Origin of the sequence: Arthrobacter sp. zg-Y179 (assembly GCF_020907345.1) — a bacterium.
GTDB classification, from domain to species: Bacteria; Actinomycetota; Actinomycetes; order Actinomycetales; family Micrococcaceae; genus Arthrobacter_B; species Arthrobacter_B jinronghuae.
In genome coordinates this window covers 1-24,219 of the sequence record NZ_JAJJOB010000010.1, presented here as the reverse complement: position 1 = coordinate 24,219, position 24,219 = coordinate 1, and the positions used below count along the sequence as shown (strand labels likewise).

At 66.9% G+C, this 24,219-nt stretch carries 20 protein-coding genes; 13 read left to right on the top strand and 7 right to left on the bottom strand.

All coding sequences use genetic code 11. The features are described from left to right. The first annotated feature begins 34 nt into the window (after positions 1–34). The 8 genes from LOC56_RS11400 to LOC56_RS11365 all read left to right on the top strand — a co-directional run bounded on the left by LOC56_RS11400 (position 35) and on the right by LOC56_RS11365 (position 11,080). The gene (locus LOC56_RS11400) at positions 35–1,012 is read left to right on the top strand and encodes an AAA family ATPase (RefSeq protein WP_229952389.1); all 978 of its coding nucleotides are present in this window, start codon (positions 35–37) and stop codon (positions 1,010–1,012) included. A gap of 8 nt (positions 1,013–1,020) precedes the next feature. Beyond that, positions 1,021–2,379, top strand: coding sequence for a DUF58 domain-containing protein (locus tag LOC56_RS11395; RefSeq protein ID WP_229952388.1), 1,359 nt, complete (start codon positions 1,021–1,023; stop codon positions 2,377–2,379). Beyond that, entirely contained in the window at positions 2,376–4,847 is a 2,472-nt protein-coding gene (locus tag LOC56_RS11390) for a transglutaminase TgpA family protein (protein WP_229952387.1), read from the top strand. The genes LOC56_RS11395 and LOC56_RS11390 overlap by 4 nt, the downstream gene beginning before the upstream one ends. Positions 4,848–4,854: 7 nt before the next feature. Then, positions 4,855–5,748 (top strand): PP2C family protein-serine/threonine phosphatase, encoded by an 894-nt coding sequence (locus tag LOC56_RS11385; RefSeq protein ID WP_229952386.1) that lies wholly within the window; start codon positions 4,855–4,857, stop codon positions 5,746–5,748. Beyond that, positions 5,745–7,376 (top strand): FHA domain-containing protein, encoded by a 1,632-nt coding sequence (locus LOC56_RS11380; RefSeq protein WP_229952385.1) that lies wholly within the window; start codon positions 5,745–5,747, stop codon positions 7,374–7,376. The genes LOC56_RS11385 and LOC56_RS11380 overlap by 4 nt, the downstream gene beginning before the upstream one ends. Then, positions 7,373–8,974, top strand: a complete 1,602-nt coding sequence (locus LOC56_RS11375; RefSeq protein WP_229952384.1) for a serine/threonine-protein kinase — start codon at positions 7,373–7,375, stop codon at positions 8,972–8,974. Before LOC56_RS11380 ends, LOC56_RS11375 begins: the two co-directional genes overlap by 4 nt. Positions 8,975–9,064: 90 nt before the next feature. Continuing rightward, on the top strand, positions 9,065–9,856 hold the full coding sequence (locus LOC56_RS11370) for a hypothetical protein (protein ID WP_229952383.1): 792 nt from the start codon (positions 9,065–9,067) through the stop codon (positions 9,854–9,856). After that, positions 9,857–11,080: an RDD family protein gene (locus LOC56_RS11365; RefSeq protein WP_229952382.1), complete on the top strand. Its 1,224-nt coding sequence runs from the start codon at positions 9,857–9,859 to the stop codon at positions 11,078–11,080. A 46-nt stretch (positions 11,081–11,126) separates the two neighbouring features. Here LOC56_RS11365 and LOC56_RS11360 read toward each other — a convergent pair whose 3' ends face one another. The 6 genes from LOC56_RS11360 to LOC56_RS11335 all read right to left on the bottom strand — a co-directional run bounded on the left by LOC56_RS11360 (position 11,127) and on the right by LOC56_RS11335 (position 19,327). Continuing rightward, positions 11,127–12,143 (bottom strand): DUF6177 family protein, encoded by a 1,017-nt coding sequence (locus tag LOC56_RS11360; protein ID WP_229952381.1) that lies wholly within the window; start codon positions 12,141–12,143, stop codon positions 11,127–11,129. Further along, complete coding sequence (locus LOC56_RS11355; RefSeq protein ID WP_229952380.1) at positions 12,136–12,561, bottom strand: hypothetical protein; 426 nt, start codon at positions 12,559–12,561, stop codon at positions 12,136–12,138. The genes LOC56_RS11360 and LOC56_RS11355 overlap by 8 nt, the downstream gene beginning before the upstream one ends. After that, complete coding sequence (gene eccCa, locus LOC56_RS11350; RefSeq protein WP_229952379.1) at positions 12,558–16,565, bottom strand: type VII secretion protein EccCa; 4,008 nt, start codon at positions 16,563–16,565, stop codon at positions 12,558–12,560. The genes LOC56_RS11355 and eccCa overlap by 4 nt, the downstream gene beginning before the upstream one ends. Continuing rightward, positions 16,562–17,530, bottom strand: coding sequence for a hypothetical protein (locus tag LOC56_RS11345; protein WP_229952378.1), 969 nt, complete (start codon positions 17,528–17,530; stop codon positions 16,562–16,564). Before LOC56_RS11345 ends, eccCa begins: the two co-directional genes overlap by 4 nt. 91 nt (positions 17,531–17,621) lie before the next feature. Next, positions 17,622–18,947, bottom strand: coding sequence for a type VII secretion integral membrane protein EccD (gene eccD, locus LOC56_RS11340; RefSeq protein ID WP_229952377.1), 1,326 nt, complete (start codon positions 18,945–18,947; stop codon positions 17,622–17,624). A 5-nt stretch (positions 18,948–18,952) separates the two neighbouring features. After that, the gene (locus LOC56_RS11335; protein WP_229952376.1) at positions 18,953–19,327 is read right to left on the bottom strand and encodes a hypothetical protein; all 375 of its coding nucleotides are present in this window, start codon (positions 19,325–19,327) and stop codon (positions 18,953–18,955) included. Between the two features lie 143 nt (positions 19,328–19,470). Between LOC56_RS11335 and LOC56_RS11330 the strand changes: the two genes are divergently transcribed. Beyond that, the gene (locus LOC56_RS11330; RefSeq protein WP_229952375.1) at positions 19,471–19,788 is read left to right on the top strand and encodes a DUF6457 domain-containing protein; all 318 of its coding nucleotides are present in this window, start codon (positions 19,471–19,473) and stop codon (positions 19,786–19,788) included. A 112-nt stretch (positions 19,789–19,900) separates the two neighbouring features. Here the strand turns inward: LOC56_RS11330 and LOC56_RS11325 are convergent, their stop codons facing one another. Continuing rightward, complete coding sequence (locus LOC56_RS11325) at positions 19,901–22,249, bottom strand: FdhF/YdeP family oxidoreductase (RefSeq protein WP_229952374.1); 2,349 nt, start codon at positions 22,247–22,249, stop codon at positions 19,901–19,903. Between the two features lie 336 nt (positions 22,250–22,585). Here LOC56_RS11325 and LOC56_RS11320 point away from each other — a divergent pair, with 336 nt between their 5' ends. From LOC56_RS11320 to LOC56_RS11305, 4 genes are all read left to right on the top strand, one after another. Next, on the top strand, positions 22,586–22,921 hold the full coding sequence (locus LOC56_RS11320; RefSeq protein ID WP_229952373.1) for a hypothetical protein: 336 nt from the start codon (positions 22,586–22,588) through the stop codon (positions 22,919–22,921). An 80-nt stretch (positions 22,922–23,001) separates the two neighbouring features. After that, positions 23,002–23,307, top strand: coding sequence for a pore-forming ESAT-6 family protein (locus tag LOC56_RS11315; RefSeq protein WP_227924368.1), 306 nt, complete (start codon positions 23,002–23,004; stop codon positions 23,305–23,307). Positions 23,308–23,588: 281 nt separating this feature from the next. Continuing rightward, complete coding sequence (locus tag LOC56_RS11310) at positions 23,589–23,924, top strand: hypothetical protein (RefSeq protein ID WP_229952373.1); 336 nt, start codon at positions 23,589–23,591, stop codon at positions 23,922–23,924. 80 nt (positions 23,925–24,004) lie between these two features. Then, a partial coding sequence (locus LOC56_RS11305; protein WP_229952372.1) for a pore-forming ESAT-6 family protein occupies positions 24,005–24,219 on the top strand: 215 nt, incomplete at its 3' end.

Below are 24,219 nucleotides of genomic sequence, written 5' to 3'. Positions count from 1 at the left end.
AGCACTATGAAACACTCACTGGGGAGAAAAACAAATGGCAATGACCGAAGAACAGGCAGCCTGGTTCGCGGAGACCTTTGAACGGCTCACGGCGAACGTCGGTGAAGCGGTGCTGGGCAAGAAGGACGTTGTCCGGCTGGTACTGACGGCAATGCTGGCTGAAGGCCACGTGCTGCTTGAAGATGCCCCGGGAACCGGCAAGACCATGCTGGCCCGTGCGCTGGCCGCCACGGTGCAGGGATCCAACTCCCGCATCCAGTTCACCCCGGACCTGCTGCCCTCCGACGTAACCGGCATCACCATCTATGACCAGAAGCAGCAGCTGTTCGAATTCCACCGCGGGCCCATCTTCGCGAACATCGTGCTTGCGGATGAAATCAACCGCGCTTCGCCCAAGACGCAGTCAGCGTTGCTGGAGGTGATGGAGGAATCCCGGGTTACCGTGGACGGGGAGACGTACACCCAGGACCGTCCGTTCATGGTGATCGCCACCCAGAACCCGATTGAGCAGGCGGGTACCTACCGGCTTCCCGAAGCCCAGCTGGACCGCTTCCTCATCAAGACATCCATCGGCTATCCGGACCACGAGGCGACCCTGGAACTGCTCTCCGGTTCCTCCACCCGAGACCGCTCGGCGGCCCTCACCCCGGTGATCACGACGTCGGCGGTCCGGGACATGGCCGAGCTGGGCAGCACGGTGCATGTGGAACCCGCGGTGCTGGAGTACATTTCGCACCTCGTATCAGCCACCCGTACCGCAACCGAAACGCGGCTTGGCGTCAGCGTCCGCGGGGCCCTGGCGATGGTTCGCGTCGCGAAGATCCGGGCAGCTTCGGAGGGCCGGAACTATGTCCTGCCCGACGACGTCAAGGCACTGGCGCCGGCCGTCTGGACGCACCGGCTGGTTATGGACCCGGAAGCCGAGTTTGCCGGAGCCAGCCCGGAAGCCGTTCTGCTGTCTGTGCTCGCCGACGTGGCTGCACCCCAGCAGCGGGCCCAGGCGCAGGCCTAGGGACGACCATGCCAAAGTTTCCCGGTCGCACCGGCCGCTGGAGCCGGCGCGCCGCAGTCACCCTGCGCCGGCGCGTCCTGCGGATGCGTCGTGCATTCCTCCGCTCCGCTTACTGGCGGGCCGCAGCACCCAAACTGGCGCCGGCCGCCCGCCGCCTGGCTCCGGTCCTGGAACGGACCGGAGCCGGACTTGGCTCGGCTGGACGCCGCCTGCGGGCGGCCATGGCCGCCGTCAGCCCGCTGGGCTGGCTGGCCGTGGGACTCACCTTCGTTCTTGTTCTCCTCGGCACCGTGTTCAACTGGCAGGAGGCACTGGTTGCCGCCGTCGGCTCCGGGGTCCTGCTGGTGCTCGGAACGGCGTTCGTCGTCGGCCGGCTCTCCTATGACGTGGCACTGGACCTGGCCCGCACCCGGGTTGCCGTCGGCGATGCCGCGGTAGGCAGCCTCAGCATCACGAGCACGGCCGCGCGGTCGATGCTGCCGGTGACCTTTGAGCTTCCGGTGGGCGGAGCCGTCGCGGCATTCGACCTGCCCCGCATGCGTCCGGGACAGACACATGAGGAACTCTTCAGTATCCCTACGCGCCGCCGAGCCGTCATTGGGGTGGGCCCCGTGGAATCCGTGCGCCAGGATCCGCTGCGGCTGATGGGCAGGCGGCTTATCTGGGCGGACGCCGTGGACCTGTACGTGCATCCCCGCACCGCGTCGCTCAGCGGTTCGACCACAGGATTCATCCGGGACCTGGAAGGCGAGCCCACTACGGACCTGTCCAGTTCGGATGTGGCCTTCCATGCCCTCCGGGCCTATGTTCCCGGTGATGACCGCCGGCACATCCACTGGAAGACCACCGCGCGGACGGGCACCCTGATGGTCCGCCAGTTTGAGGAAACCCGGCGTTCCCACGTGGCAGTCGCACTGTCTTTGAGCAGCGCCGAGTACACCTCCGAGGAGGACCTGGAACTCGCGGTGTCGGTTGCGGGTTCGCTGGGAGTCCAGGCGTTCCGTGAACAGCTGGCACTGTCGGTACTGACCCAGGACGGGCCGCTGCGCTGCACGGCCGCGGGTGCCATGCTGGACGGCCTCACCGAGGCAGAGGGGCAGTCACGCACTTCCGGGATCGTCGACCTCGCCCGGATCACGGCGGATGCCGTGCCCAACGCCTCCGTAGTGTTCCTTGTGACGGGCACCGAACCCAACGGCGCCGCGCTGCGGTCCGCCTCGATGAAGGTGCCACCGGGCATCCGCTGCATCGCGCTGCGCTGCGGAACGGGCGTGGAACCCGCTTTGGCCGCCATCGGTGATCTTGCCGTGCTGGACATCGGGGATCTGGAGAGCCTTCCCGGCGTGCTGCGGAAGGCGGTCGCGTGAGCACGGACGTAACCGGCCCGGGGGCGGCAGCCCTGCTGCCCCGGCTGGCTGACTGGGCGCTGCTCACGGCAGTGCTGACCCTGGGGATCCTGGGATTCGGACCCACCTTCGGCTGGGATACGCGCTTCCTGGTAGCCGGGATCGGCGGCATCCTGCTGGGCCTGGGCCTGGCCGAAGCATCCGCCCGCCTGCGCTGGGGATTCTGGGCCACCGCGGGCGCTGCGGCCGGCACCTATGTGCTGCTGGGCAGCGCCTTCGCGGCACCGCTCGAAGCCATCGCCGGCCTCATTCCCTCGTTCGCTTCCGTCCGGGTGCTGGTCCTGGGCATCGTTTTCGCGTGGAAGGACCTGCTGACCATCGCGCCGCCGGTGGGCCTTGCAGCGGGCATGCTGGTGGTGCCGTTCCTGCTTGGGCTGGTCGGCGGGCTGGTGGCCGGGCTCCTCGCCTGGCGTGCCCGGCGGCCCTACTGGGTGCTGGTTCCTGTTCTGGCCGTGTTCGTTGCAGGCATTGCCCTCGGCACGGACGAGGCGCCGCTGCCCGGCGTCCGCGGGGCCGTGCTCATTGCCTTGACGATGCCTTGGCTCGCCTACCGGCGGGAGCTGGGCCGGGGCACCGTCGAGACCATTACCCTGCGGGGCAGCTCCCCGGTTGCCGGGGTGGGGGAGACGACCCGGCGAAACCTCCGCAGCGCGTCCGGGCAGCCGTCCGCTGCCGCCCGGTCCGCCCGGGCCCGGCGGCTCGGTTTCGGGACGGCCGTGCTTGCCGCAGCGCTGGCTTCGTCCCTTGGCGCGGCTCCGCTGCTGGACCAGGGCGCCGACCGCCAGGTGCTGCGCGACGTCGTCGAGCCTCCCGTGGACCTCTTCGACTATCCCAGCCCGCTCACGGATTTCCGGCGGTATGTGAAGGACGAATCGGACACCACGCTCTTTACGGTCGAAGGACTGCCCGAGGGCCAGCGCATCCGCCTGGCCGCCCTGGACGCCTACGACGGCGTGGTCTACACCGTGGACCCGGGCAGCAACGGGAACTTCACCCGCGTGGGTGACGCACGCTCGGATCTGGCACAGACAGCCGACGAGGACGGCACCAAGGCGAACCTGAAGTTCACCGTTGGTGAGTATGGCGGCGCCTGGGTTCCGGCAGGCGGGCAGGCGACGGGTTTCAAGGTAACGGGTGAACGTGCCGCGGACCTTGCCGCCGGTCTCTACTACAGCGAAGCCTCCGGTACTGCGTTGACGGTGGCGCAGCTGCAGCCGGGGGACACCTATGAGGCCAGCGTCGTTTTCCCAGAAGAGCCCGACGACGCGCAGTTGGCTAAATACCGCTTCTCCTCCACCCAGCTTCCCCGGGTCTACAACGATCCGCCGATCCTGGGCTCGAAGGCTGCTGATTACGTGGGCGATGAGTCGCGCCCGGTGCAGCGCGTGCGCCGCCTGCAGCAGATCCTTGCCTCGGAGGGCTTCTTCAGCAACGGCAAGGAGGGGGAGACCCCCTCGCTGCCCGGACACGGCGCCGCGCGGATGCTGCGGCTGATGGACGCGGACCAGATGGTCGGTGACGACGAGCAGTATGCCGTCGCGATGGCGTTGATGGCACGCAAGCTCGGCATCCCGGCACGCGTGGTGATGGGCTTCTACCCGGATTGGGACGAAGTGAAGGATCCCTCGGCGCCGCTGGAAATCACCGGTGACGACGTCCACGCCTGGGTGGAGGTGGAGTTCGAACACGTGGGCTGGGTGCCTTTCTTCCCCACCCCGGATGAGGACAACGAACCGGTGCCGCCGCAGCAGCAGCCGAAGTCCACGCCGAAACCCCAGGTCCTGCAGCCTCCGCCTCCGCCGCAGGAACCGGCCGAGCTGCCTCCGGATACGGAGGCCGAGGCCCAGGACCCCGAGGAGCAGGAAGACGATTTCTGGGCGACGTTCCGCTACTGGCTGCGCCTTGTTGCCCTGGCCTCGCTGCCGCTTGTCATCCTGCTGGGACCGTTGTTGCTGATCCTGCTGGTCAAGGTCCGACGGCGGCGGTCCCGGCGGACGTCCGGCACACCCTCCCGGCGGGTCGGCGGCGGCTGGAAGGAAGTGGTGAGCCTGGCGACCGACCTCGGCAGCCGCCCGCCCAGCCACGCGACCCGGCGGGAACATGCAGCCCTGCTGCAGCACGCGTTCCCTGTCGCGGCGGATTCGACTGCAGTCCTGGCCCGGCGCGCCGACGCCGGTATCTTCGGCCCGGGTGAACCTTCCGAGGCTGAGGTCGAAGAGTACTGGAAGCAGGTCGAGGAGCATCTGGGCAGGCTCGCAGGATCAGTGGGTTTCTGGCGGCGCCAGCGGGCCCGCTATTCACCGCGCTCCTTGCTGCTCGACGCGCGGATGTGGACCCGCCGCCTCACCCCGGACCGCTGGGCGCTGCCGTCGGCTAGGGTAAGCAGGAGAACTCGTAAGCCAGATCACTTTAGTGAACCTTCCGGATAGGGCGTGAATGAACTCCGACGAAACTGCATCCCCGGATACCGATATGCACGCCGTGTTTGGCTACGCCTCGGACCGCGGACTGCGCCGCGAACTGAATGAGGACTCGCTCATCGCTGCGGATCCGATTTTTGCCATTGCCGACGGCATGGGCGGCCACGAGGCGGGGGAGGTGGCCAGCAGCATCTGTGTCCGGACCCTTGGGGATTCCCCGATAGTGGGCAAGCACCTGCCGGAGTTCTCCGCTGAACAGCTGGAGGCCCTGGTCAAGGAGGCGGACCACCGCATCCGTGAGGCCACAGGCGGGCGGGCCGGCACCACGCTGACCGGCGCCGTCCTCGTCCGGGAAGGGGGAAACCCCTACTGGCTGGTGTTCAACGTGGGCGATTCACGCACCTATCGGCTGAGCCACGGCGTGCTGGAGCAGATCACCGTGGACCACTCCGAGGTCCAGGAACTGGTGGATCTGGGACAGATCACTCCGGACGAGGCCCTGGTGCATCCGCGCCGCCACGTAGTCACCCGCGCCCTGGGCACCGGAAATGATGCCGATGCGGACTTCTGGCTGATCCCGGTGGAACCCGGGGACCGGCTCCTGGTCTGCTCCGACGGTCTCACCGGCGAGGTTGCGGACGGGCACATCCTGCAGATCCTGACGTCCGTCACCAACCCCCAGGACGCTTGTGCAGCCCTGGTCCAGGCTGCATTGCGCTCGGGCGGACGGGACAACGTCACGGTTCTGGTCATCGACGCCGAGGGCGGACCGGACGGACACGAGTCCGCCGCCATCACGTTGCCCGGAGCTTCCCAGGAACAGCAGCCCACCAGCCCCCGCCCCGTCGAAGGCGATCCGGCGAGCTCGGGCACTGACCCGGCGGTATCACGGAAGACCGCAGAGGAATGAACGGTCTGCGCTACCGCCCCGGGGCGTGGCTGTGCCTGGTTCGCGATTCGGTGCTGTGCCTGCTGCCCCCGGACACCGGGGAAGAGCGGGTACGGGAGATCTGGTCACTGCTGGCAACAGCACCGGCACTCGACCGCGTTTTTTCGGCTGTCTCCGGGGGGCTCACCGGCAGTCTGGCGGATATGCCTTCCTTCGGTGTTCTTTCCCTGCGGGACCGGGAGCGCCTGCATGTCATCCTGCGCGGTCCGCTGGAACTGCAGGAGGCAGGGAAGGACGAGCCGGCGGCGTCGGGCGAATTCGTCACCACGTGGAGCGAGCGGGTCCTGCCGGCTGGCGGCTCCTTCACCTTGAAGGCAGCGGCTTCGGATGGTGCTGCCGGGAGTTCCGCAGAGAATCCGCTGCTGCCGCTCGAAAGCGGCGTGGCCCTGGTTTCGATGCTGGAATTCGGCTCGCTGGAAGTCGGGGCGCGGACAACCGCCGATGGGAAGCCGGCCGAATCCCGGCCCGCGCCTGCTCAGCCCGCAGCCGTCCAGCCCATGGAATCCCAGCCGGCACCTGCTCAGCCGGCACCTGCTCAGCCCGCGCCTGCTCAGCCCGCCGCTGTCCGACCCCCCGAGCCTGCCTCATTGCAGAGCCCATCGCCGGAAGGTAACGCTGCCGGTCCTGCCGAACCCGGTAGAGCAGCGGAGCAAACCGTGGAATCCGTGCAGGAGCCGGTTTCCGTGGAGGAGACGGACCTGAGCGAGACCGTCCGGCCCCCGGACGAAGCTTTCATCCCGTCGGACACGCTCCAGCCTGTCGAAGCATCCCCTCCGCCTGCACCGAAGGCGGTGGACGCGCCTTCGGGTGCGCTGATCGATTCGGTTCCGTGGCTGCGCAGCAACTCGGCGGCCCCCGTCGGTGCCCCCGGGCGGCCGGCAGCAGCGCCCGCAGCTGCGGCACCGGTTCCTGCCCCCGCCCCGGTTCCTGCCCCCGCCCCGGCCCCCGCCCCTATCCCGACGGTCCCCGTGCCTGCTGCTCCGGTCACGGCGGCAGCACCCGCGGTAGCCGTCGGTGAGGTTCCGGAAGACCTGGACCACGACGGCGACACCATCATGAGCAGCGAACTGGCCAAGGCGGCACCGCCCGCCGGCCACCCGGGTACGGCCCCTGCCGGCCAGCCGGGTACGGCCCCGACGGTTCTGGCCCGCACCTGCCCGCAGGGGCATGCAAATCCGCCTACGCGCAGCGTGTGCGTGCACTGCGGACAGCCGCTGGGCGAAGAGCCCCACCCGGTGAGCCGTCCTGCCCTGGGACGGGCGGTGTTTTCCACCGGCCAGACGGAGGTCCTGGACCGGAACATTGTTGTCGGACGCCAGCCGTCGGTGGCCAGGACTCCGGGCTCGGACATGCCGCGGATGGTGCAGGTTCCCAGCAGCGGAGGCGATATTTCCCGCTCCCACGCGGAGATCCGGTTGGAGGGGTGGCACGTGATGCTCCGGGACCTGTTCTCCACGAACGGCACCGTGCTGGTCCGCAACGGACAGCTGCCGCACCGCCTCGGGCAGGGTGAAGGAGTGATTGTGCTCGACGGCGACACCGCCGAGCTCGGCGACGACGTCTGGATCCGGTTCGAGGGACTGGCATGAAGAAGCGTGCTCCGGCGCCCCCGCCGGAGATCACCGGCTACCGCTACCTGCGGCACCTGGGCTCCGGCGGCTTTGCCGACGTCTACCTCTATGAGCAGGACCATCCCCGGCGGCGGGTTGCCGTCAAGGTGCTCCTCTCGGACCTGCGCACGAACAGTGCCCGGCGCAGTTTCGAGGCCGAAGCGAACCTCATGGCACAGCTGTCCTCGCACCCGTACATCGTCACCATCTATGAAGCGGACATCACTGAGGCCGGCCACTCCTATCTGGCAATGGAGTACTGCTCCCGGCCCAGTCTCGACATCAGGTACCGCCAGGGCGGCCTGCCGTTGGCTGAAGTGCTCACCATCGGCATCCAGGTGGCTTCCGCGGTAGAGACCGCGCACCGGGCCGGCATCGCCCACCGGGACATTAAACCGGCCAATATCCTCACGACGGACTACAACCGTCCCGCCCTGACGGACTTCGGGATTTCCGGAACCACCGACGCCGCCGAGGATGAGGACCTGGGACTGTCCATCCCCTGGTCGCCTCCGGAAGCGCTCACCGGCGGCCGGGCGGACGGAATCCGCGTTGACGTCTGGGCCCTCGGCGCCACCCTGTATACCCTGCTGGCAGCGCGCTCGCCGTTTGTAGTGCCCGGGCAAGGCAATACCCAGCGTGAACTGATCGACCGGATCGTCAGCCAGCCGCTGCGGCCTACCGGACGGGCGGACGTCCCGGAATCGCTGGAACTGGCTTTGGCCACGGCGATGGCCAAGTCTCCCGAGTCCCGGTTCTCCTCCGCCTACGCCTTCGGGCTGGCACTTCAGCGGATCCAGGGCGAGCTGAACCTGGCCAGTACGCCGTTTGAGGTGCTGCAGGAGCCGGACCAGGCTGAGGAGAGCGGCGACGACGAGGACCGCACCCGCATCCGGCGCGTGGTCTCGATCGATCCAGGCACCACAACGCCGCCGCGCCGGGCACCCTTGCAGCGCCCGACGTCGCCAGTCGCCGGAGCCGGTGCAGCGCGGGCGGCGGTCCCTGCTGCTGCCCCCGGCCCTGCTTCCGGCGGTGACGAGGCGGCTGCTGCGGTCCACGAGGGCACGGTAATGCGTTCGGGACTTGCGGCGGCGGGACCGGCCCCGGGGGCCGTGGACACATCGGTTTCGGAGGCTTTTAGCTGGCCGGAACCGCCCCGGCGCCGGGCCAGGACTGCACTGCGCATCGGCCTGGTGACTGCGGCAGCCGCCGTCGTCGGCATTGTCGCTGCGGCCCTGCTGCTGCCCGAAACGGAGCCGAAGAGCGTCCTGCCCACGCCGTCGAAATCCGCGCAGAACCCTCTGGCGGGGACCGAAGGTGCGGTGCTCCCGCCAGAATCGCTGGCCGCCGCTGTTTCGGACGGTTCGGTGGTGTTCACCTGGAAGAACCCGGAACCGGCAGAAGGGGACATTTATCTGTGGCGGACGGTCAGTGCCACCGCTCGGGGAGACATGGTCCGGACACCGGAGGCCAAGGCACAGGTTCCGGCATCGGACGGTGAGACCTGTATAGAAGTGCAGGTGGCGAGGGACAACGGGAAAGCATCGCCGGCGGTGGCGTTCTGCGCGCCGCAGTGAGAAGCAGCAGGTACGGATGGACAATGAAGACGTAGCGGGGCCATGGGGGAGCCGCACGGAAAGCCGGGCAACCGGACAAGGGGGAGACGCGTGGGGGAGCTTGGCATAGAGTACTGCGGCGAATGGTACGAGCCGCAGGAGCCTGCCGTCTTCAGCATCGGCAGGGAGGGCGATCTGGCGATCGACGACAATCCCTACCTGCACCGGAAGTTCCTCAGCATTGCCAAGGACAACGGAATCTGGTGGTTGACGAATATCGGCAGCCGCATCTCTGCCACCATTGCTGACTCGGGCGGCGGGATGCAGGCCTGGCTGGCCCCCGGTGCCCGGCTTCCCGTGGTCTTTGAACAGACCCGGATTATCTTCAGTGCCGGTTCCACCACCTACGAATTCGATGTCCATCTGAAAACGCCCACCTTCCGGCAGGATCCCCTCAGCGCAGCCGACGGCGGGGAAACAACCATCGGTCCCGTACTCTTTACCGAATCCCAGAAGGCAGTGATGGTGGCGCTGGCGGAACCGCTGCTGCGGCGCGACGGCACCGGCTACAGTGCCCTGCCGACCTCCGCGGAGGCGGCCCAGCGGCTGGGCTGGTCACAGACCAGGTTCAACCGGAAGCTCGACAACGTGTGCGAAAAGCTGGACCGGGTTGGCGTGGCCGGCCTGCGCGGAGCCGGGGGGAAGCCTGCGTCGAACCGGCGGGCCCGGCTGGTGGAGCATGCAGTCACATCCCAGCTCGTAACATCGGCCGATCTGGCGCTGTTGGACCGTCCTGCGGACAACCCAGCGGAGGAAGGGCAGGCAGCCGAAATCCTGCCGCAGACACCAACCGGGACAGCATTGCCTGCGGCCCCGACCCACAGAACGACAAGGAAGCTCTAGATGGCGTCCAGCCCCAATCTCGTCAACGCCACCGCTTTCCAGCGCTTAGCGGCCAAGGCTCTGGACGCGCTGCCGTCCGTGGCCCTGGTGATTGCCGCGTCCCTGCTGTTTTCCCTGGCCGGGGGAGACGATGCACGGGCTTTGGGCTGGGGCACCGGGGCTGTACTGGCCGGTGGATATGCGCTGTGGCTCTGGATCTGGGAAGCGGGAACCGGCAAGACTCCGGGTAACCTCGCCCTGGGCATCCGGACCACCGGCAAGGACGGCCACGCGCCCGGGCTGGTCCCGGTTCTGCTGCGCAACGCGATCCTGGGTGTTTCCGGTGTTGTGCCGGCGGGACCGGTCATCCTGCTGGTTTCCAACCTGTGGGATAAGAACCACCAGCGGCAGGGATGGCATGACAAGGCAGCCGGCACCCTGGTGGTGGACGTGCGGGCGGGCCGGGATCCGCTGCTCACCGGAGGAATCCGGTCCGACGGGGCGGCCGACGGGGTCCGATCCGACGGGGCGGCCGGAGGAGGTGCAGGTGCCCCGACGGGGGCCGCAGGCGCATTCCCGACGGCGTTTGGTGCCGGCCCAGGCGGCGGCCCGGCCGCTGCTGTGCCCCCGGTTACTGCTGTGCCCCCGGTTACTGCTGTGCCCCCGGTTACTGCGGTGCCGGGATTCCCGGCGGCGGGTGTCCCTGCTGCCCCGTCCGGTTCCGTTCCGGTCTATGCCCCTCCTCCGGGAAGCGTGGCCCAGGCCGCAGCCTCCTTGCCACCTGCCTCCCCGGGTTTCTCCGCCGGCTGGCAGCCCAACGGTACGCCCGACCCCGCACCGGTGCCGTCCGTTCCCGCGCCGGCGCATGCCGATGATGAGCTGGAAATGACCCGAGTGGCGTCCAGACGGAGTTCCAGGGCCGTACGCCTGCAGTTCGACGACGGTGCCGCCGTCGTGGTTACGGGTACCGCCCTGCTTGGCCGCAATCCCAGCCCGAAGCCTCAGGAGACCGCTGACCAGCTGCTTGATTTCGCGGACATGGGCCGGTCGGTTTCCAAGACCCATCTGCACCTGCAGGCGGATTCGAACGGCGTCTGGGTGACGGACCGCAATTCGACCAACGGCAGCGCCGTCGTCACGGCCCAGGGACTGCGGGAGGAACTCGAGCCGCTCCGCCCGGTTTTGGCTCCGACGGGAAGTACGGTCTTTTTCGGCGACCGTAGCTTCACGGTAGCTCCGGCCTAGGAGGGGCTAGCCGCGCAGTTCCTCCCGCGGCGTCACCACGCTGCGCTTATTCCGCTGCGGTCACTGCGCCGAGGGCCGCGGCGAGGTCCGCGTACGCCTCCACCGGGTGCTTCTGCCCCTGTGTCGGCTCACCTTGGTATTCCACCACCAGCGACTGCTGCGGGGCCGCTCCCGTCAGCCGCGCGCCGTCGCCCGCGGCTGCCAGCGCCCGCTGGGCTCCGACGGCTGTCAGGGACTCCGCCCCGAAGACCGCACACCGCGGAACCACCAGTCCCGTGAAGCGTGCCGGGCGGTTCAAATCGGTGTAGCCAACCCCTTGGCCCAGTACGGCCGTGCGGGCACGGGCATGATGTGCGCCCTCAACGAAACCCGTCACCTGTTCGGTGGTGAGGGGCGATTGGATGTCCGCCAGCAGTTCCACGGTTTCCAGAACTCCCCGGGAGGTGCGTTCCACCGTCATCACGCCAACGGAACCGGTGGAAGGCAGGCGTCCCGTCGCATCGCTTTCCATAGCCCGGCCTACCACCTCCATCCGGGTGGTCTGCGGAGAACGGTCGTAGCAGTAGGCGGACGCGGCCTGCACGTCCCACCGCTCGCTGACGGGTTCGCAGACCCCCCAGCCGCTCGGCGCCGCGCCCGTGACGGCGGTGAAGATCTGCTCGGTGAAGCTGCCCGCGAGGGTCCGGTAGGACGCCGGGTGCAGCGTCACGGCACGCACATGCAGGTAGCCCACCTGTTGCGTTTCAGCGGCAAGGAACTCGTCCGCCAGGGTATCGCTGGCCGAAAGGGCATCATCCGCCCAGTCGTACTCCCGGCCGGTCATCCCGTCATACAGGGTCCCGTCAGAAGCGGTCACCAGCCACCGGCCGTTTCCGCCCGCGAGAAAATCGGACAGGGGAAAGGTGATTCGGGTGCTGCCCGGCGTGAGCAGGACGAAGTCCATGCCTGCCGCTGCGGCGGCGTTGTAGGAGCGCAGTACCCAGGGGGTTAGGGCCGCTACGGGCTTGTCCTGGAACAGGACCGCCGTTGTACCGGTTACGAAGTCAAAGGCCGAATCATGCATTGGAATCCTCTCCGAACGGAACAATAACTACCCCGGTGCACAGTGCTGCCAAGGCATGACTGACCTTGTCCGCGAGCTCTCCGCTGTCCGGCTGGCTGCCCAAGGCATGGATTTCCTGCCACCACAAGGGATCCTGCGGACTGCCCGAACCGCCCGGTGCGAAGAACACGGGTACCGTTCCGCCCGCGGGGGCACTCACCGGCGCACCGGTGAGCAACCGAACCGACTCTTCCGGCAGCTGGATCAACCGCGGAGCCTCCAGGGCAAGGATCGCGGTGCCGGCGTCGTCCACGATTTCCAGAAGCGTGTCCTGCGCCTGCTGGCGTATCGACAGATGAGGCACCGTCATCACCAGCGCTTCCGTGATCCGGTTCAGCGTGGGCTCTTGGACCCCGATAACCGTCCAGTCTGAACTCATTGCGGTGCTCCTCCCACCAGCACGTCACTGGCTGTGTCGTTCCAAAATAGCTGCAGGGTCTGTACAGGCCGGCCGGGCTGGACCAGCTGGGCGCGTCCCGGCGGCAGCGCCCGGGCACGGACACCGTTGATGAGGGTGCCTTCGCCGCGGTCGCCGGAGAGAATCAGCGCCGCGGCACCGGAATCACGCAGCGCGGTGAAGAAGGACTCGTACATGCCCCGGCTGGCACCGCGGACACGGCGGGAAAGCACTGCGTGCAGGCCGATTTCCGGAGCCAGCGGCAGGAACGGCGTCAGCCTGCCCAGGGGGGAGGACCCGCCGGCGGTCAGCACGTCATAGTCGTCAATCACCAGCACCACCCGGGGCAGTGCCGCGACTTCCTCGGGACTGGCACTGATCCGTTTCTGCAGTTCCGCTGCGACGGCTGATGCCAGTTGTTCGGCCAGGGCGGCGCTGGTGGCATATCCACCCAGGTAATCGTCCGGCACTTCGTCCGCGAGCGTGCGGCGGGGATCGAAAACGGCGAACACGATGTCCTCGGCGTTGTGCTGCTCGGCCAAGCGGCGGATCACCGAGCGCATGGCGTTGGTCTTGCCGGCACCGTCGTCGCCCATGATCACCAGATGGCGTTCCTTGTTGTGCAGATCCAGCAGCTCGGTGCCCAGGTCCGTCTCGCGCTGGCCCAGCGGAACCGTGGCCGGTGCCGCCGGAGTGGGTGCCGTTGCCGCGTCCACCACCGCGGGCAGCACCCGCACCTGCATGGCGCGTTCGTCGGTGGAGGCGGAGACCGACTCCACGAGATCGCGCATGCCCGTGATCGCAGTGTCCGGATCCGGGTCGGAGTCGATGCGGGGGAGGGCAATGTGTCCCTGCAGCTTGCGGTTCGTCAGGGACCGGCCGGGCGTTCCCTGGCTGACCGATTCGGCGAGTTTCCGGCCATGGGCGGATTCGCCGGGATCTGAGAGCCGCAGCTCGATCCGGTTGCCGAAGAAGCTCTGCTGGGCAATGCGGATTTCGTTCATCCGGGAGCAGGTCACCACCACGTGGATGCCGTACCCGCCGCCCCGGCTGATCAGGGCATGGACGGATTTTTCGATCTCTTCGAATTCGTCCGTCAGCTGTCCGTAACCGTCCAGCACCATCACAATGTCGGCGCTGGGCAGCTCCGGGATGCCGCCCTGAGCGCACAGCCGGCGCAGGGTGGGCAGCGAATCGATTTGGTACTTCTCGAAAATGCGTTCGCGCTGCGAGAGCATGGCGAGGATTTCATCCACGGTCCGCCGGACAACTTCCCGGTTGGTACGCACCGCCACACCGCCCACGTGGGGCAGCCCCTCGAGGGGGACCAGACCGCTGCCGAGCAGGTCAACGGCATAGATGCCTACTTCGGCCGGAGTGTGGGTCAGCGACAGGCTTGCAACGATAGTGCGCAGGGCAGTGCTTTTGCCGGTCTGCGGCCCGCCCACAATCGCTGCGTTGCCGCCGTTGGCGGCCAGGTCCAGTTCCCAGATGCCCTGCCATTGCTTGGCCGGATCATCAAGGAGCCCCAGAGGGATCTTGAGGCCGCCGCCCGTGGCCAGGCGGATGCCCTGGCTGGTCACGTCCAGGCCGCCGGCAGCCGTGTCCAGGGCAATCCCGCCGGGCAGCGGCGGAAGCCAGATCGGGTCGACGGCGCGGGGGAACTTCGCCAGCGTATCCATCAGGGTGGAGAGCACCGTGGGGCCGGTAGTCCGTTTGGAGGCCGACGTCGACGCCGGTTTGGCAATGTCCGGCTGCGCGGCGTCTTCGAGGGTGGCTGCATACCGCGGCACCGGCAGGACGGCCGGCTGCCCGGCGTCGTCGGTTTCCGGCTCGTCCTCTTCTTCCATCTCAAGCGGGCCGGACACGTATCCGGACTTGAAGCGGGTGTACGTGGTGGTGTCCACCTTCAGGTACCCGAACCCGGGGACCGGCGGCAGGTGGAAGGCATCGGGGGTGTCCAGCACGGTGCGGGATTCCGCCTCCGAGAGCGTTCGCAGACCAATCCGGTAGGAGAGATAGGTGTCCAGGCCGCGCAGCTTGCCGCCCTCGATGCGCTGGCTGGAGAGCAGCAGATGCACCCCGATGGACCGGCCGATCCGGCCGATGGAAAGGAACAGCTCAATGAAGTCAGGGCGGGCGGTCAGCAGTTCCCCGAACTCGTCGATGATCACCACCAGGTGCGGCAGCGGCGCCAGGTCTTTGCCCTTGGCCCGCAGTTCCTGCCGGTGCAGCTGGTAGTCGGTGATGTTGGCTAGGTTGCCGGCCTCCTTGAGGACTTCCTGCCGGCGCTGGATCTCCCCCGAGAGGCTGGCATAGACGCGTTCAATCAGGCTGACATCGTCGGAGAGGTTGGTGATGACGCCGGTGACCTGGGGTGCGTTGGCGAAGGGTGCAAACGTGGCACCACCCTTGTAGTCCACGAGCACCATGGCCAGGACCTCCGGGGAGTGCGTGGCCAGCAGGCCAACCACCAGGCTGCGCAGCATTTCCGACTTGCCGGAACCGGTGGCGCCCACGCACAGGCCGTGCGGGCCGTGCCCGAACTGCGCCGATTCCTTCAGGTCCAGCAGGGCGGGACGGCCGCGGTCGTCGGGGCCCAGGGGTACCCGCAGGAAGTCCACTTCGCCGCGCGGCTTCCACAGCCGGCGGATGTCATCTTCATCCAACCGCGGGGAGAGGCCCAGCATCTCCAGGAACCCCTCGGAATTCTCCGAGGAATCGTGTTCCAGTGAATCGGGGGAGAGCCGCAACGGTGCCAGGCTGCGGGCCAGGGACTGGGCCAGGGGGACCGGCAACTGGTCAAGGGTGCCGGCTTCGACCACTGGCTCCACGGGATCCGGCCGGTAGTTTTCCACCCGGAAGCCTTCGCCGTCCTCGCTGATGCGGATGGCCACCTCGCCGGGTTCCTGCCGGCGTTCCTGGACCAGGAAGAGGGTGGTGATCCCGAGGGCGCCGGGGGAGGACTGCTTGTCCGGCACTGCCAGCTCCGCCGGCAGTTCGCCGTAGGAATCTGCCACCACCAGCAGGCGCGGCAGTGCCGTGCCCACGCCGCCGCGCAGGAAGTTCTTGCGGGACTCCGCGGCCATGCTGGACCGGCCGTGGAGGTCGTCCGCCAGCAGGTCCGACAGTGCGTCCATCGACGGGGCCAACCGCCGCACGGGTCCGGTGCGGTGCGTGCTTTTCTGGTCGGCCAGGTGCGGCAGCCAGGTGGCCCACTCCCAGTTGTCCCGTTCGGCCTCGGGCACGGCCAGCGCCAGATGGAGATCCTCGGGCGAATGGAAGGCAGCGCCCTGGATCAGCAGCAGCCGGGCAACCCGCAGCACGAAGTCCCTTGAGCCGACAATGCTGACGTTGCCGGCGCAGTCCAGCGGAACGGTCAGCGGCAGCTCGGGACTGGACTCGTAGCGCCGCTTGAGGATCTCCAGTTCCGTGGTCATGAACGTGTCGCCCTGCATCACCGCGGACCCGGAGTTCATGATCTGCACTTCGCGGTTCTGGCGCGGGCCGGTGCCGATACGCACATTGAGGAAATCCTCGTTATGCCGGCGCCGCTCCCAGATCCGCCGGGTGTTGCGGATGATGTCGAACAGGGCGTCCGGCGGCGGGCTGGCGACGCGGGCAACCCGGACGGCCGTGTGTTCCTCGGTGCGGAGCGTCGCACGGCTGCGTTCCAGGTACTCGAGATAGTTCTCCCGCTGCTCCTTGCGCTGGCGTCCCTGCTTGCCTCGCTGGCTGACCATCATGATCACTGAAGCCAGGATGGTCACCACCATCGCCAGTGCCCCTACTGCGGCCAGGGGCGACCCGCGGAACAGCATCATGACGGTCATCGAGACGCCGGCTCCGAGCAGGGGCACCAGCGACATCATGTTCATGCCGCTCTTGCCCTGTTCTATCGGTGGAGGGGCATCCATCATGAACGGTTCCAGGCTGCGTGCGGGGGCCGTGGTGCGTGCGGGCCGGTGGAGGATCCGAACGCTCACGCCGAGGCCCTCGACAGGACGCCGGCGGCCAGGGCGGCCGCTTCGAGGCGTGTTCGGCGGGCCAGCAGGCCCAGGCTGATTTCCACCCCGGCTGCGAGGTGCCGGTCATACCCCAGTCCGACGGCGTCAATGCCCATGCGCGTCAGCCTGCGGGCTTCGGCGTCGGCGCGGAACGGTGCGTCCGGCAGCGTCTGGATCACCACCACCAGCAACGGCACGGAAGCCAACGCGGGGTCCCGGCGCCAGGCTGTCGCGTAGAGACCGGCGTCTTCCAGGCCCGCCACGGATGCCGGTGTGGCAAAGACGGCCAGATGGGACTGGGCAAGCGCCCAACGCGTGCTCGGGAGCTCCAGCCCGGTGCAGCAGTCCAGGACGGTGATGGGGCAATACCGGGAGATGGCCAGGGACAGAGCCTTGGCGGCGGCGTCGTCCGCTGCCGGCCGTCCGCCGGTGCCGCGGCGCCCGGTGACCAGCAGGTTGCCGCGGCCTGCGGGTGTCAGCAACGCGGAGAGATCAGCCAGCGACGTCGGGGGGCGGCGGGACAGTTCGGCTGCGGCAATATCCAGGGATGCGGCGTCGGGGACTCCGGTGCGCAGCGCCAGCGTGCCCCCGGAAGGGGCGTTGTCCAGGACCGTGACGGCGTCGGCGCGCATGGAGGAGTAGACCGAGCCGAGCAGGGCGGCAAGTGTGGTCTTCCCTGCACCTCCGCGGGATCCGACGACGGCGATGCGCCGGCCGGTGGCCACCGGTGCCTGGGCGCCGGCCGCGGCCTGGGCCAGGAGGTGCGGATAATCATCCCCGCGGAAGAGGTTCCCCGCGGAGCTGACCGACCGGCGGAGCAGGCCTTCGGCAGGGCGGGTCCGCAGGGTCCGGCGGAGCCGCTGGGGCGTTGATTCGAAGCCGTCCGGGGTGGCGGCACCGGGGGCACCGTAGGGCAGCGGCCCGGCGTTCACGGGTGAGCTCATGGCTATAGTCCTCCACCGGCCGCGGCGGCCGGATCAGCGGGATGGAAGGTGTCGGATGGCGGGCAGACCCGCGGATGAAGCGATTCGCGCATCAGAAGCTGTCCAACAGCTGGGAGAAGATGCCGAACATCCCGATGACCAGGGGAATCGATGCCAGGATGGCGAGGGTTTCCAGGCGCTTGGCCAGCAGTCGCAGGCGGGCCTCGGCATGGTCCGGCAGATCAAGGGTCAGGCTGACCGCGATGCAGGCGGCGAGAACCAGTACCGCCAGGCCCACTGCCCAGGGTGCGGAGGAGAAAAACCGCAGGGAGGCCACCGTGAGGGCGGTCAGCCCGACACCCGAGGCGGCGTACAGCGAAATGCGTTCGGCCGCGAGCGGGAAGGACCGCGCCCGCAGGAAAACCGCCAAGGTCAGGGCGAACAGCAGCGGCAGCGTCCATTTCTGGTGCTCCGTGTCGGTGCCGAGCACCCAGAGCCCCAACGCTATGGAAACCGACGTGAGGATCGCCCCCAGGGTGAGTCCCCGGTGGGCGCCGGCCACTGCCTCGAGCGCATCCGTCCTGTTGATGGTTCCACCCGTGGCACGCTGGTCATCCAGGGTTGCCAGGCCTGAGGCGGACAATGCCAGCTTCGGGAGCAGGCCGAGCAGGAGAACACTCGAAACGGCGGCCAGCGCCGCCGCGCGGGAAGGGCTCTCGGAAATGATTCCCGCCGCCGCCCAGATGACGGTGGCCAGGGCAAGGGTGCCGGCGCCCGTGAAGAGCGCCCGCGGGTTGGCTGCGCTCAGTCCCACTCCAACAAGGGTCAGCACGGACAATCCGGCGATCAGCAGCACGGTTGTTTCCGGTTCCAGATCGCCGCGCAACAGGGCGCCAAGTCCCAGCAGCCAGCCGGCACCCTGCAGCGTTGGACCGATGGCGGAGGTTCGGGGCGGCCGTGCCAGGGCGGTGCCGGCTGTGAGCAGTACCAGGGAAGCGGAGAGCAGCAGCCACCAGGCGTCGTTGGGGGCCAGCGAGCCCAGCAGGATCTCAGCACCTGCCCACAGGCCTACGGCGGCGGAGATGCCGGCGGTCAGGTCCCGGAACGTGTCGGTCCAGCGGCCGGCGACCACCTCGGTCTCGCTGACCACCAGATCGGTGACGTCGTAGACGACGGCGGCCGGCGGGGCCTCGGAGGCGTTGCACAGCATCAGCGAGGACCCGTCCGCGATCTCCGCGCTGCTCAGCGTGCTCTCGGCCGACAGCTCCGTGCCGTCCGGTCCCACCAGCACCTTGGCGGCGACTTCGTCGGCGGGCGGGTCATTCAGCATCTCCAGCACCTGCGGCATCAACGCACCGACGGGCTGGTTGGAGGGAAGCAAAAGGTCCAGGTGTCGCCGGGATCCGATGAGGGTCACTCGGGTGAAGGCATGGGCCATGGCGGCTAGGATCCTGTCTGCATCGGAAAGGGAACGTCGTAGCGGCCGTCGGCCGGGCCGGCGTCGTAACCGCGGTGGTCGGCGGGGTGATAAGCGGCCGAATTCTGTTGCCGGCGCTGCTCTTCCTGTTTCTGCCGGTTCTCTTCCAGCAGGTTGCTCACAAACGAGTACCCCACACAGACTGCGGCGATGACTGCTGCCGCGGCCACACTGAAGAGGAACAGCCGCACGCTGTCCATCCACCGCCGTTCATTCGGGTTTTCTCCGTACAGCAACGCGCCGAGCAGCCGGTTCCGGCGCACGGTCACGGATTCGATCAGCTGATTGTCATAGTCGCTCGCCAAAACAGGCCCCCCCACCACTTGGACTACTACCGACATATCCTTACACGATCCGGGTGAGCTGTGGGTCACATGCTCCGGCGCCACACCGTTGAAGCTGAGGCGTACGTTGTGGATGCCGGGCCGCGGGTGCTAAAGCTTGAGTAATTATTTTCCGTACACGCACCGACGAAGGAGCTGCAATGAGCACCAACCCGGAGATGGAAGAGCGCCGCCTGAGCGACTGGAGCAGGCGCCTCACCCAGGCGCTGCAGATCCTGGATCTCGAAGTGGACCACAAGATGCTCGTGGAGCTGGGGGAGAAGTCGGCCGAGACCGTTGCAGACAACGCGGGCCTGGTCAGCGCCTTTGTGGTCGGGTATGCAGCCGGACTCACCACCACCAGTGGCCGTAAGTCCTCCGAAGAAGCGGTTCAAAAGGCGGCAGACACCGCCTTCCAGCTGGCCGAGACCGGTCTGGAAGGGCCGGACCAGCCGGGTTGGAAGGGCTCTGCCCAGTAAGCAGCACGTTGGGGCCAGGTCATGGCGGGCCCGCACAGCCGAAGATACAACAGGCCAGGACCGAAGTCCTGGCCTGTTGTGCGTCTTGGCTGTTGCTGCCTACGTGGGTGCCCTACACCGGAGCCGTTTCGCGGCTCATCTTGTCTTCCGGCCCCGCAGTCTGCTGTGCGGCCGGTTCCACCCGGACCAGCACGGTCTTGGACACCGGGGTGTTGCTGCCCTCGGCAACGTGGTCCAGCGGTACCAGCACGTTGGCTTCCGGGTAGTACGCCGCTACGCAGCCCTTGGGCGTGGGGTAGGAGACCACCCGGAAATTGCGCAGGACACGCTCGGCGTCGTCGTGGTGGACACCGTGGATGTCGATGTACTGGCCGTCTGCCAGGCCGAGTTCCTCGATGTCTCCGGAGTTCATAAACAGCACGTGGCGGCCGCCCTTGATGCCGCGGTACCGGTCATTGTGCCCGTAGATGGTGGTATTCCACTGGTCATGGGAACGCATGCTCTGCAGTAGCAGGGTGCCTTCCGGACGCTGCACCGCTTCCAGGTCATTAACCGTCAGGACCGCCTTGCCGGTGGGGGTATGGAAGGTCCGCGAATCGCGGGGGCCGTTGGGCAGTACAAACCCGCCCTCGTGGCGGATCCGCTCGTTGTAGTCTTCGCAGCCCGCGACGACACGGGAGATGTGGTCCCGGATCAGGTCGTAGTCCTTTTCATAGCCGGCCCAGTCGGCGTCGATCCGGTCACCGATCACCAGGGCACCGAGCCGGGCGACGAGGGCCGGTTCGGAGAGCAGGTTCTTGGAGACAGGTTCGACCCCGCCGTGCGAAGCGTGGACAACGCAGACCGTGTCCTCCACCGAAACGAACTGCCGGCCGGTTTCCTGGACGTCGATTTCGGTGCGGCCCAGCACCGGGAGGATCAGCGCTTCCTTGCCGGTGACCAGGTGGGAGCGGTTGAGCTTGATGGACATCTGCACGGTCATGTCCGTCTTTTGCATGGCAGCTTCGGCGAAGTGGGTGTCCGAGATGGCGGAGATCAGGTTGCCGCCAAGTGCCATGAAGAATTTGATCCGGCCGTCCTGCATCCGGAGGAAGGTTTCCACGGCGTCGGCGCCGTGTTCGCGCGGCGGGTCGAAGTTGAATTCCTTGCCGAGCGAGTCCAGGAAGGTCCCCGGCATCTGTTCCCAGATGCCCATGGTGCGGTCGCCCTGGACGTTGCTGTGCCCGCGGATAGGGGCGGCGCCGGCGCCGGGTTTGCCGATGTTGCCGCGCAGCAGCAGGAGGTTGATGATCTCCTTGATGGTGGCGACGCCCTTTTTCTGCTGGGTGATGCCCATGGCCCAGGTGATGATCACCTTTTCGGCCCGCAGGTAGCGCTCGGCCAGTTCGTCGATTTCCTCGGCGCGCAGCCCGGTGGCTTCCAGCACTTCCTCATCGTCGAGCAGCAGCAGATGTTCCTTGAGGTCTGCCAGCCCCTCGCAGTGCGCCTCGAGGAATTCGTGGTCGAGGACGGTCCCCGGGTTCTTGTCCTCTGCCTCGAACACCCGCTTGGAAATGGCCTGGAGCAGGGCCATGTCCCCGCCGAGCCGGATCTGCAGGAACTGGTCAGCGAGCTCGGTGCCCTTTCCTGCGATGCCCCGGGCCTTCTGGGGGTTCTTGTAGCGCTTCAGCCCGGCCTCGGGCAGCGGGTTCACGGCTACGATGTTGCCGCCGTTGCGCTTGCAGAGTTCCAGTGCGGTGAGCATGCGCGGATGGTTGGTGCCCGGGTTCTGGCCCATGAGGATGATCAGGTCGGCCTGGCCGAAATCATCATAGGTCACCGTGGCCTTGCCGATTCCGATGGTCTGGCCCATGGCCCAGCCTGAGGACTCGTGGCACATGTTGGAGCAGTCGGGCAGGTTGTTCGTGCCATAGGCGCGAACGAACAGCTGGTACAGGAAGGCTGCCTCGTTGGACGTCCGCCCGCTGGTGTAGAACGCTGCTTCGTGCGGGGACTCCAGGGACTTGAGCCGGTCAGCCACGATCCCCAGTGCTTCATCCCAGCCGACGGGACGGTAATGGTCTTCACCGGCAGGTTTGTACAGGGGCTCGGTCAGCCGGCCCTGCATACCCAACCAGTATTCCGAGCGCCCGCGCAGGTCCGTGAGGCTGTGTTCGGCCCAGAAATCCGAGGAGATAACCACCGGGGTGGCTTCCCATGTGACGGCCTTGACACCCTCTTCGCAGTATTCGAACGGGCTGCGGTCCTTCGGATCCGGCCACGCACAGCTCGGGCAGTCGAAGCCGTGCTTCTGGTTCATGCGGAAGGTGGTCCCCAAGGCACGGGCGAGCCCCATGTGTTCAATCGCCGGTTTCATGGAGTGGTAGACGGCAGGAAGTCCCGCCGCCCACTCCTTGGGCTCTCCCTTGACCTCTATGTCGTTCTCGTTGACTTCCTTCACGCGGGGTTCTTTCCTGGCCACGCCGCACTTCCCTTCATCGCGAGGTCTGCCGCAAGGGCGGCGACTGCTTCTATCGCAGTTTATCTACCAACAGGCCTAGCAGTCCGGGGCGCACCGCCGCAAGGACTACTGCGGTTCGACGGCGGCGGGCGCCTTGGGAATTGGCGACCATTATCCGTGGGCACTCGCCCCATGGGTAGTTCTACCCATGCGTTTTCCTTGACCGGGTTGGTTTTGGTGGGTTTGATGGGGGCTACCGGCAAATGGAACGGGATTTACCTTTTGGTGAATTCGTCCGGCTGCTCGGGGGAACAGTTCGGACGAGGGTGCCGTGGGGTGCCGAAAAGGTGGTTTGCCATGAAGTTTGATATGGGTTCTTCGACCCTTGGGACGTTGACGCAGCAGACGAGTTCCTCCAACGAGGATCTGGGTCAGTTGGTGCGGAGCCTGATGGAGGCTGCGGCGCCCCTGGAGGGCAAGTTCAACGGTGCCGGCCGGGTGAAGTTTGACGAGTTCAAGGCCCGCACGGACGAGATCGCCAATGAGCTCAACAGCTCCCTTTCGGCGATTCTGATGGGCCAGTCGGAGATGGACCGGCACTTCCAGACCGGTGACCAGGAGGCTGCGGACAATGCGGCCCAGCAGCAGGGCTCGGCGTCGTTCGACTCGGCGCGTTTTGGTTCCTCGCGCTAGTTCTTCTGTCCCTTTTTCTTAGTTCTTCCTTAGTTCCGTTGCTTTCCGGCGCGTGTGTGCCGGTGTTGAAAGGATTTGCCATGTCCCAGGATCGTTTGAGCTATGACACCGATACTTCCTCTGCGGTGCAGGGGGACATTCAGTCGATTGTTGCCCGGCTGGAGTCGTTGATCGGTGAGCGTGAGAAGGCCGTGAATGCGGCTATGTCGGATTTCCAGGCTGATGGTGTTTCGGAGGATTACCAGGCGGTGGAGAACCGTTTCCGGAACGCGGCGAATGAGACCCGGAACATTATTGCGTTGGTGAAGCAGACGCTGTCGCAGAATGACGAGACCGCTGCGGGTGCGGGTGCTCGGGCGAAGTCCGCCGTGCAGAACATCGGCTAACCAACTCAGTCCAGGAAGCAACGGCGCCGGCCAAGTCCGGCGCCGTTGTTGTCTTTAAGGTGCCTTGGCTGTTGTTGATGCTGCTGGATGCCCGGCGAAAGTTCTGCGGATTTCACATGGGTAGTTCTACCCATGCGTTTTCCTTGACCGGGTTGGTTTTGGTGGGTTTGATGGGGGCTACCGGCAAATGGAACGGGATTTACCTTTTGGTGAATTCGTCCGGCTGCTCGGGGGAACAGTTCGGACGAGGGTGCCGTGGGGTGCCGAAAAGGTGGTTTGCCATGAAGTTTGATATGGGTTCTTCGACCCTTGGGACGTTGACGCAGCAGACGAGTTCCTCCAACGAGGATCTGGGTCAGTTGGTGCGGAGCCTGATGGAGGCTGCGGCGCCCCTGGAGGGCAAGTTCAACGGTGCCGGCCGGGTGAAGTTTGACGAGTTCAAGGCCCGCACGGACGAGATCGCCAATGAGCTCAACAGCTCCCTTTCGGCGATTCTGATGGGCCAGTCGGAGATGGACCGGCACTTCCAGACCGGTGACCAGGAGGCTGCGGACAATGCGGCCCAGCAGCAGGGCTCGGCGTCGTTCGACTCGGCGCGTTTTGGTTCCTCGCGCTAGTTCTTCTGTCCCTTTTTCTTAGTTCTTCCTTAGTTCCGTTGCTTTCCGGCGCGTGTGTGCCGGTGTTGAAAGGATTTGCCATGTCCCAGGATCGTTTGAGCTATGACACCGATACTTCCTCTGCGGTGCAGGGGGACATTCAGTCGATTGTTGCCCGGCTGGAGTCGTTGATCGGTGAGCGTGAGAAGGCCGTGAATGCGGCTATGTCGGATTTCCAGGCTGATGGTGTTTCGGAGGATTACCAGGCGGTGGAGAACCGTTTCCGGAACGCGGCGAATGAGACCCGGAACATTAT

Coding starts and splice junctions, on each gene's coding strand:
- LOC56_RS11335 (WP_229952376.1), bottom strand. CDS start 19,327: ATGTCGGTAGTAGTCCAAGTGGTGGGGGGGCCTGTTTTGGCGAGCGAC.
- eccD (WP_229952377.1), bottom strand. CDS start 18,947: ATGGCCCATGCCTTCACCCGAGTGACCCTCATCGGATCCCGGCGACAC.
- LOC56_RS11375 (WP_229952384.1), top strand. CDS start 7,373: ATGAAGAAGCGTGCTCCGGCGCCCCCGCCGGAGATCACCGGCTACCGC.
- LOC56_RS11320 (WP_229952373.1), top strand. CDS start 22,586: ATGAAGTTTGATATGGGTTCTTCGACCCTTGGGACGTTGACGCAGCAG.
- LOC56_RS11345 (WP_229952378.1), bottom strand. CDS start 17,530: ATGAGCTCACCCGTGAACGCCGGGCCGCTGCCCTACGGTGCCCCCGGT.
- LOC56_RS11365 (WP_229952382.1), top strand. CDS start 9,857: ATGGCGTCCAGCCCCAATCTCGTCAACGCCACCGCTTTCCAGCGCTTA.
- LOC56_RS11360 (WP_229952381.1), bottom strand. CDS start 12,143: ATGCATGATTCGGCCTTTGACTTCGTAACCGGTACAACGGCGGTCCTG.
- LOC56_RS11380 (WP_229952385.1), top strand. CDS start 5,745: ATGAACGGTCTGCGCTACCGCCCCGGGGCGTGGCTGTGCCTGGTTCGC.
- LOC56_RS11330 (WP_229952375.1), top strand. CDS start 19,471: ATGAGCACCAACCCGGAGATGGAAGAGCGCCGCCTGAGCGACTGGAGC.
- LOC56_RS11310 (WP_229952373.1), top strand. CDS start 23,589: ATGAAGTTTGATATGGGTTCTTCGACCCTTGGGACGTTGACGCAGCAG.
- LOC56_RS11385 (WP_229952386.1), top strand. CDS start 4,855: ATGAACTCCGACGAAACTGCATCCCCGGATACCGATATGCACGCCGTG.
- LOC56_RS11395 (WP_229952388.1), top strand. CDS start 1,021: ATGCCAAAGTTTCCCGGTCGCACCGGCCGCTGGAGCCGGCGCGCCGCA.
- LOC56_RS11400 (WP_229952389.1), top strand. CDS start 35: ATGGCAATGACCGAAGAACAGGCAGCCTGGTTCGCGGAGACCTTTGAA.
- LOC56_RS11355 (WP_229952380.1), bottom strand. CDS start 12,561: ATGAGTTCAGACTGGACGGTTATCGGGGTCCAAGAGCCCACGCTGAAC.
- LOC56_RS11315 (WP_227924368.1), top strand. CDS start 23,002: ATGTCCCAGGATCGTTTGAGCTATGACACCGATACTTCCTCTGCGGTG.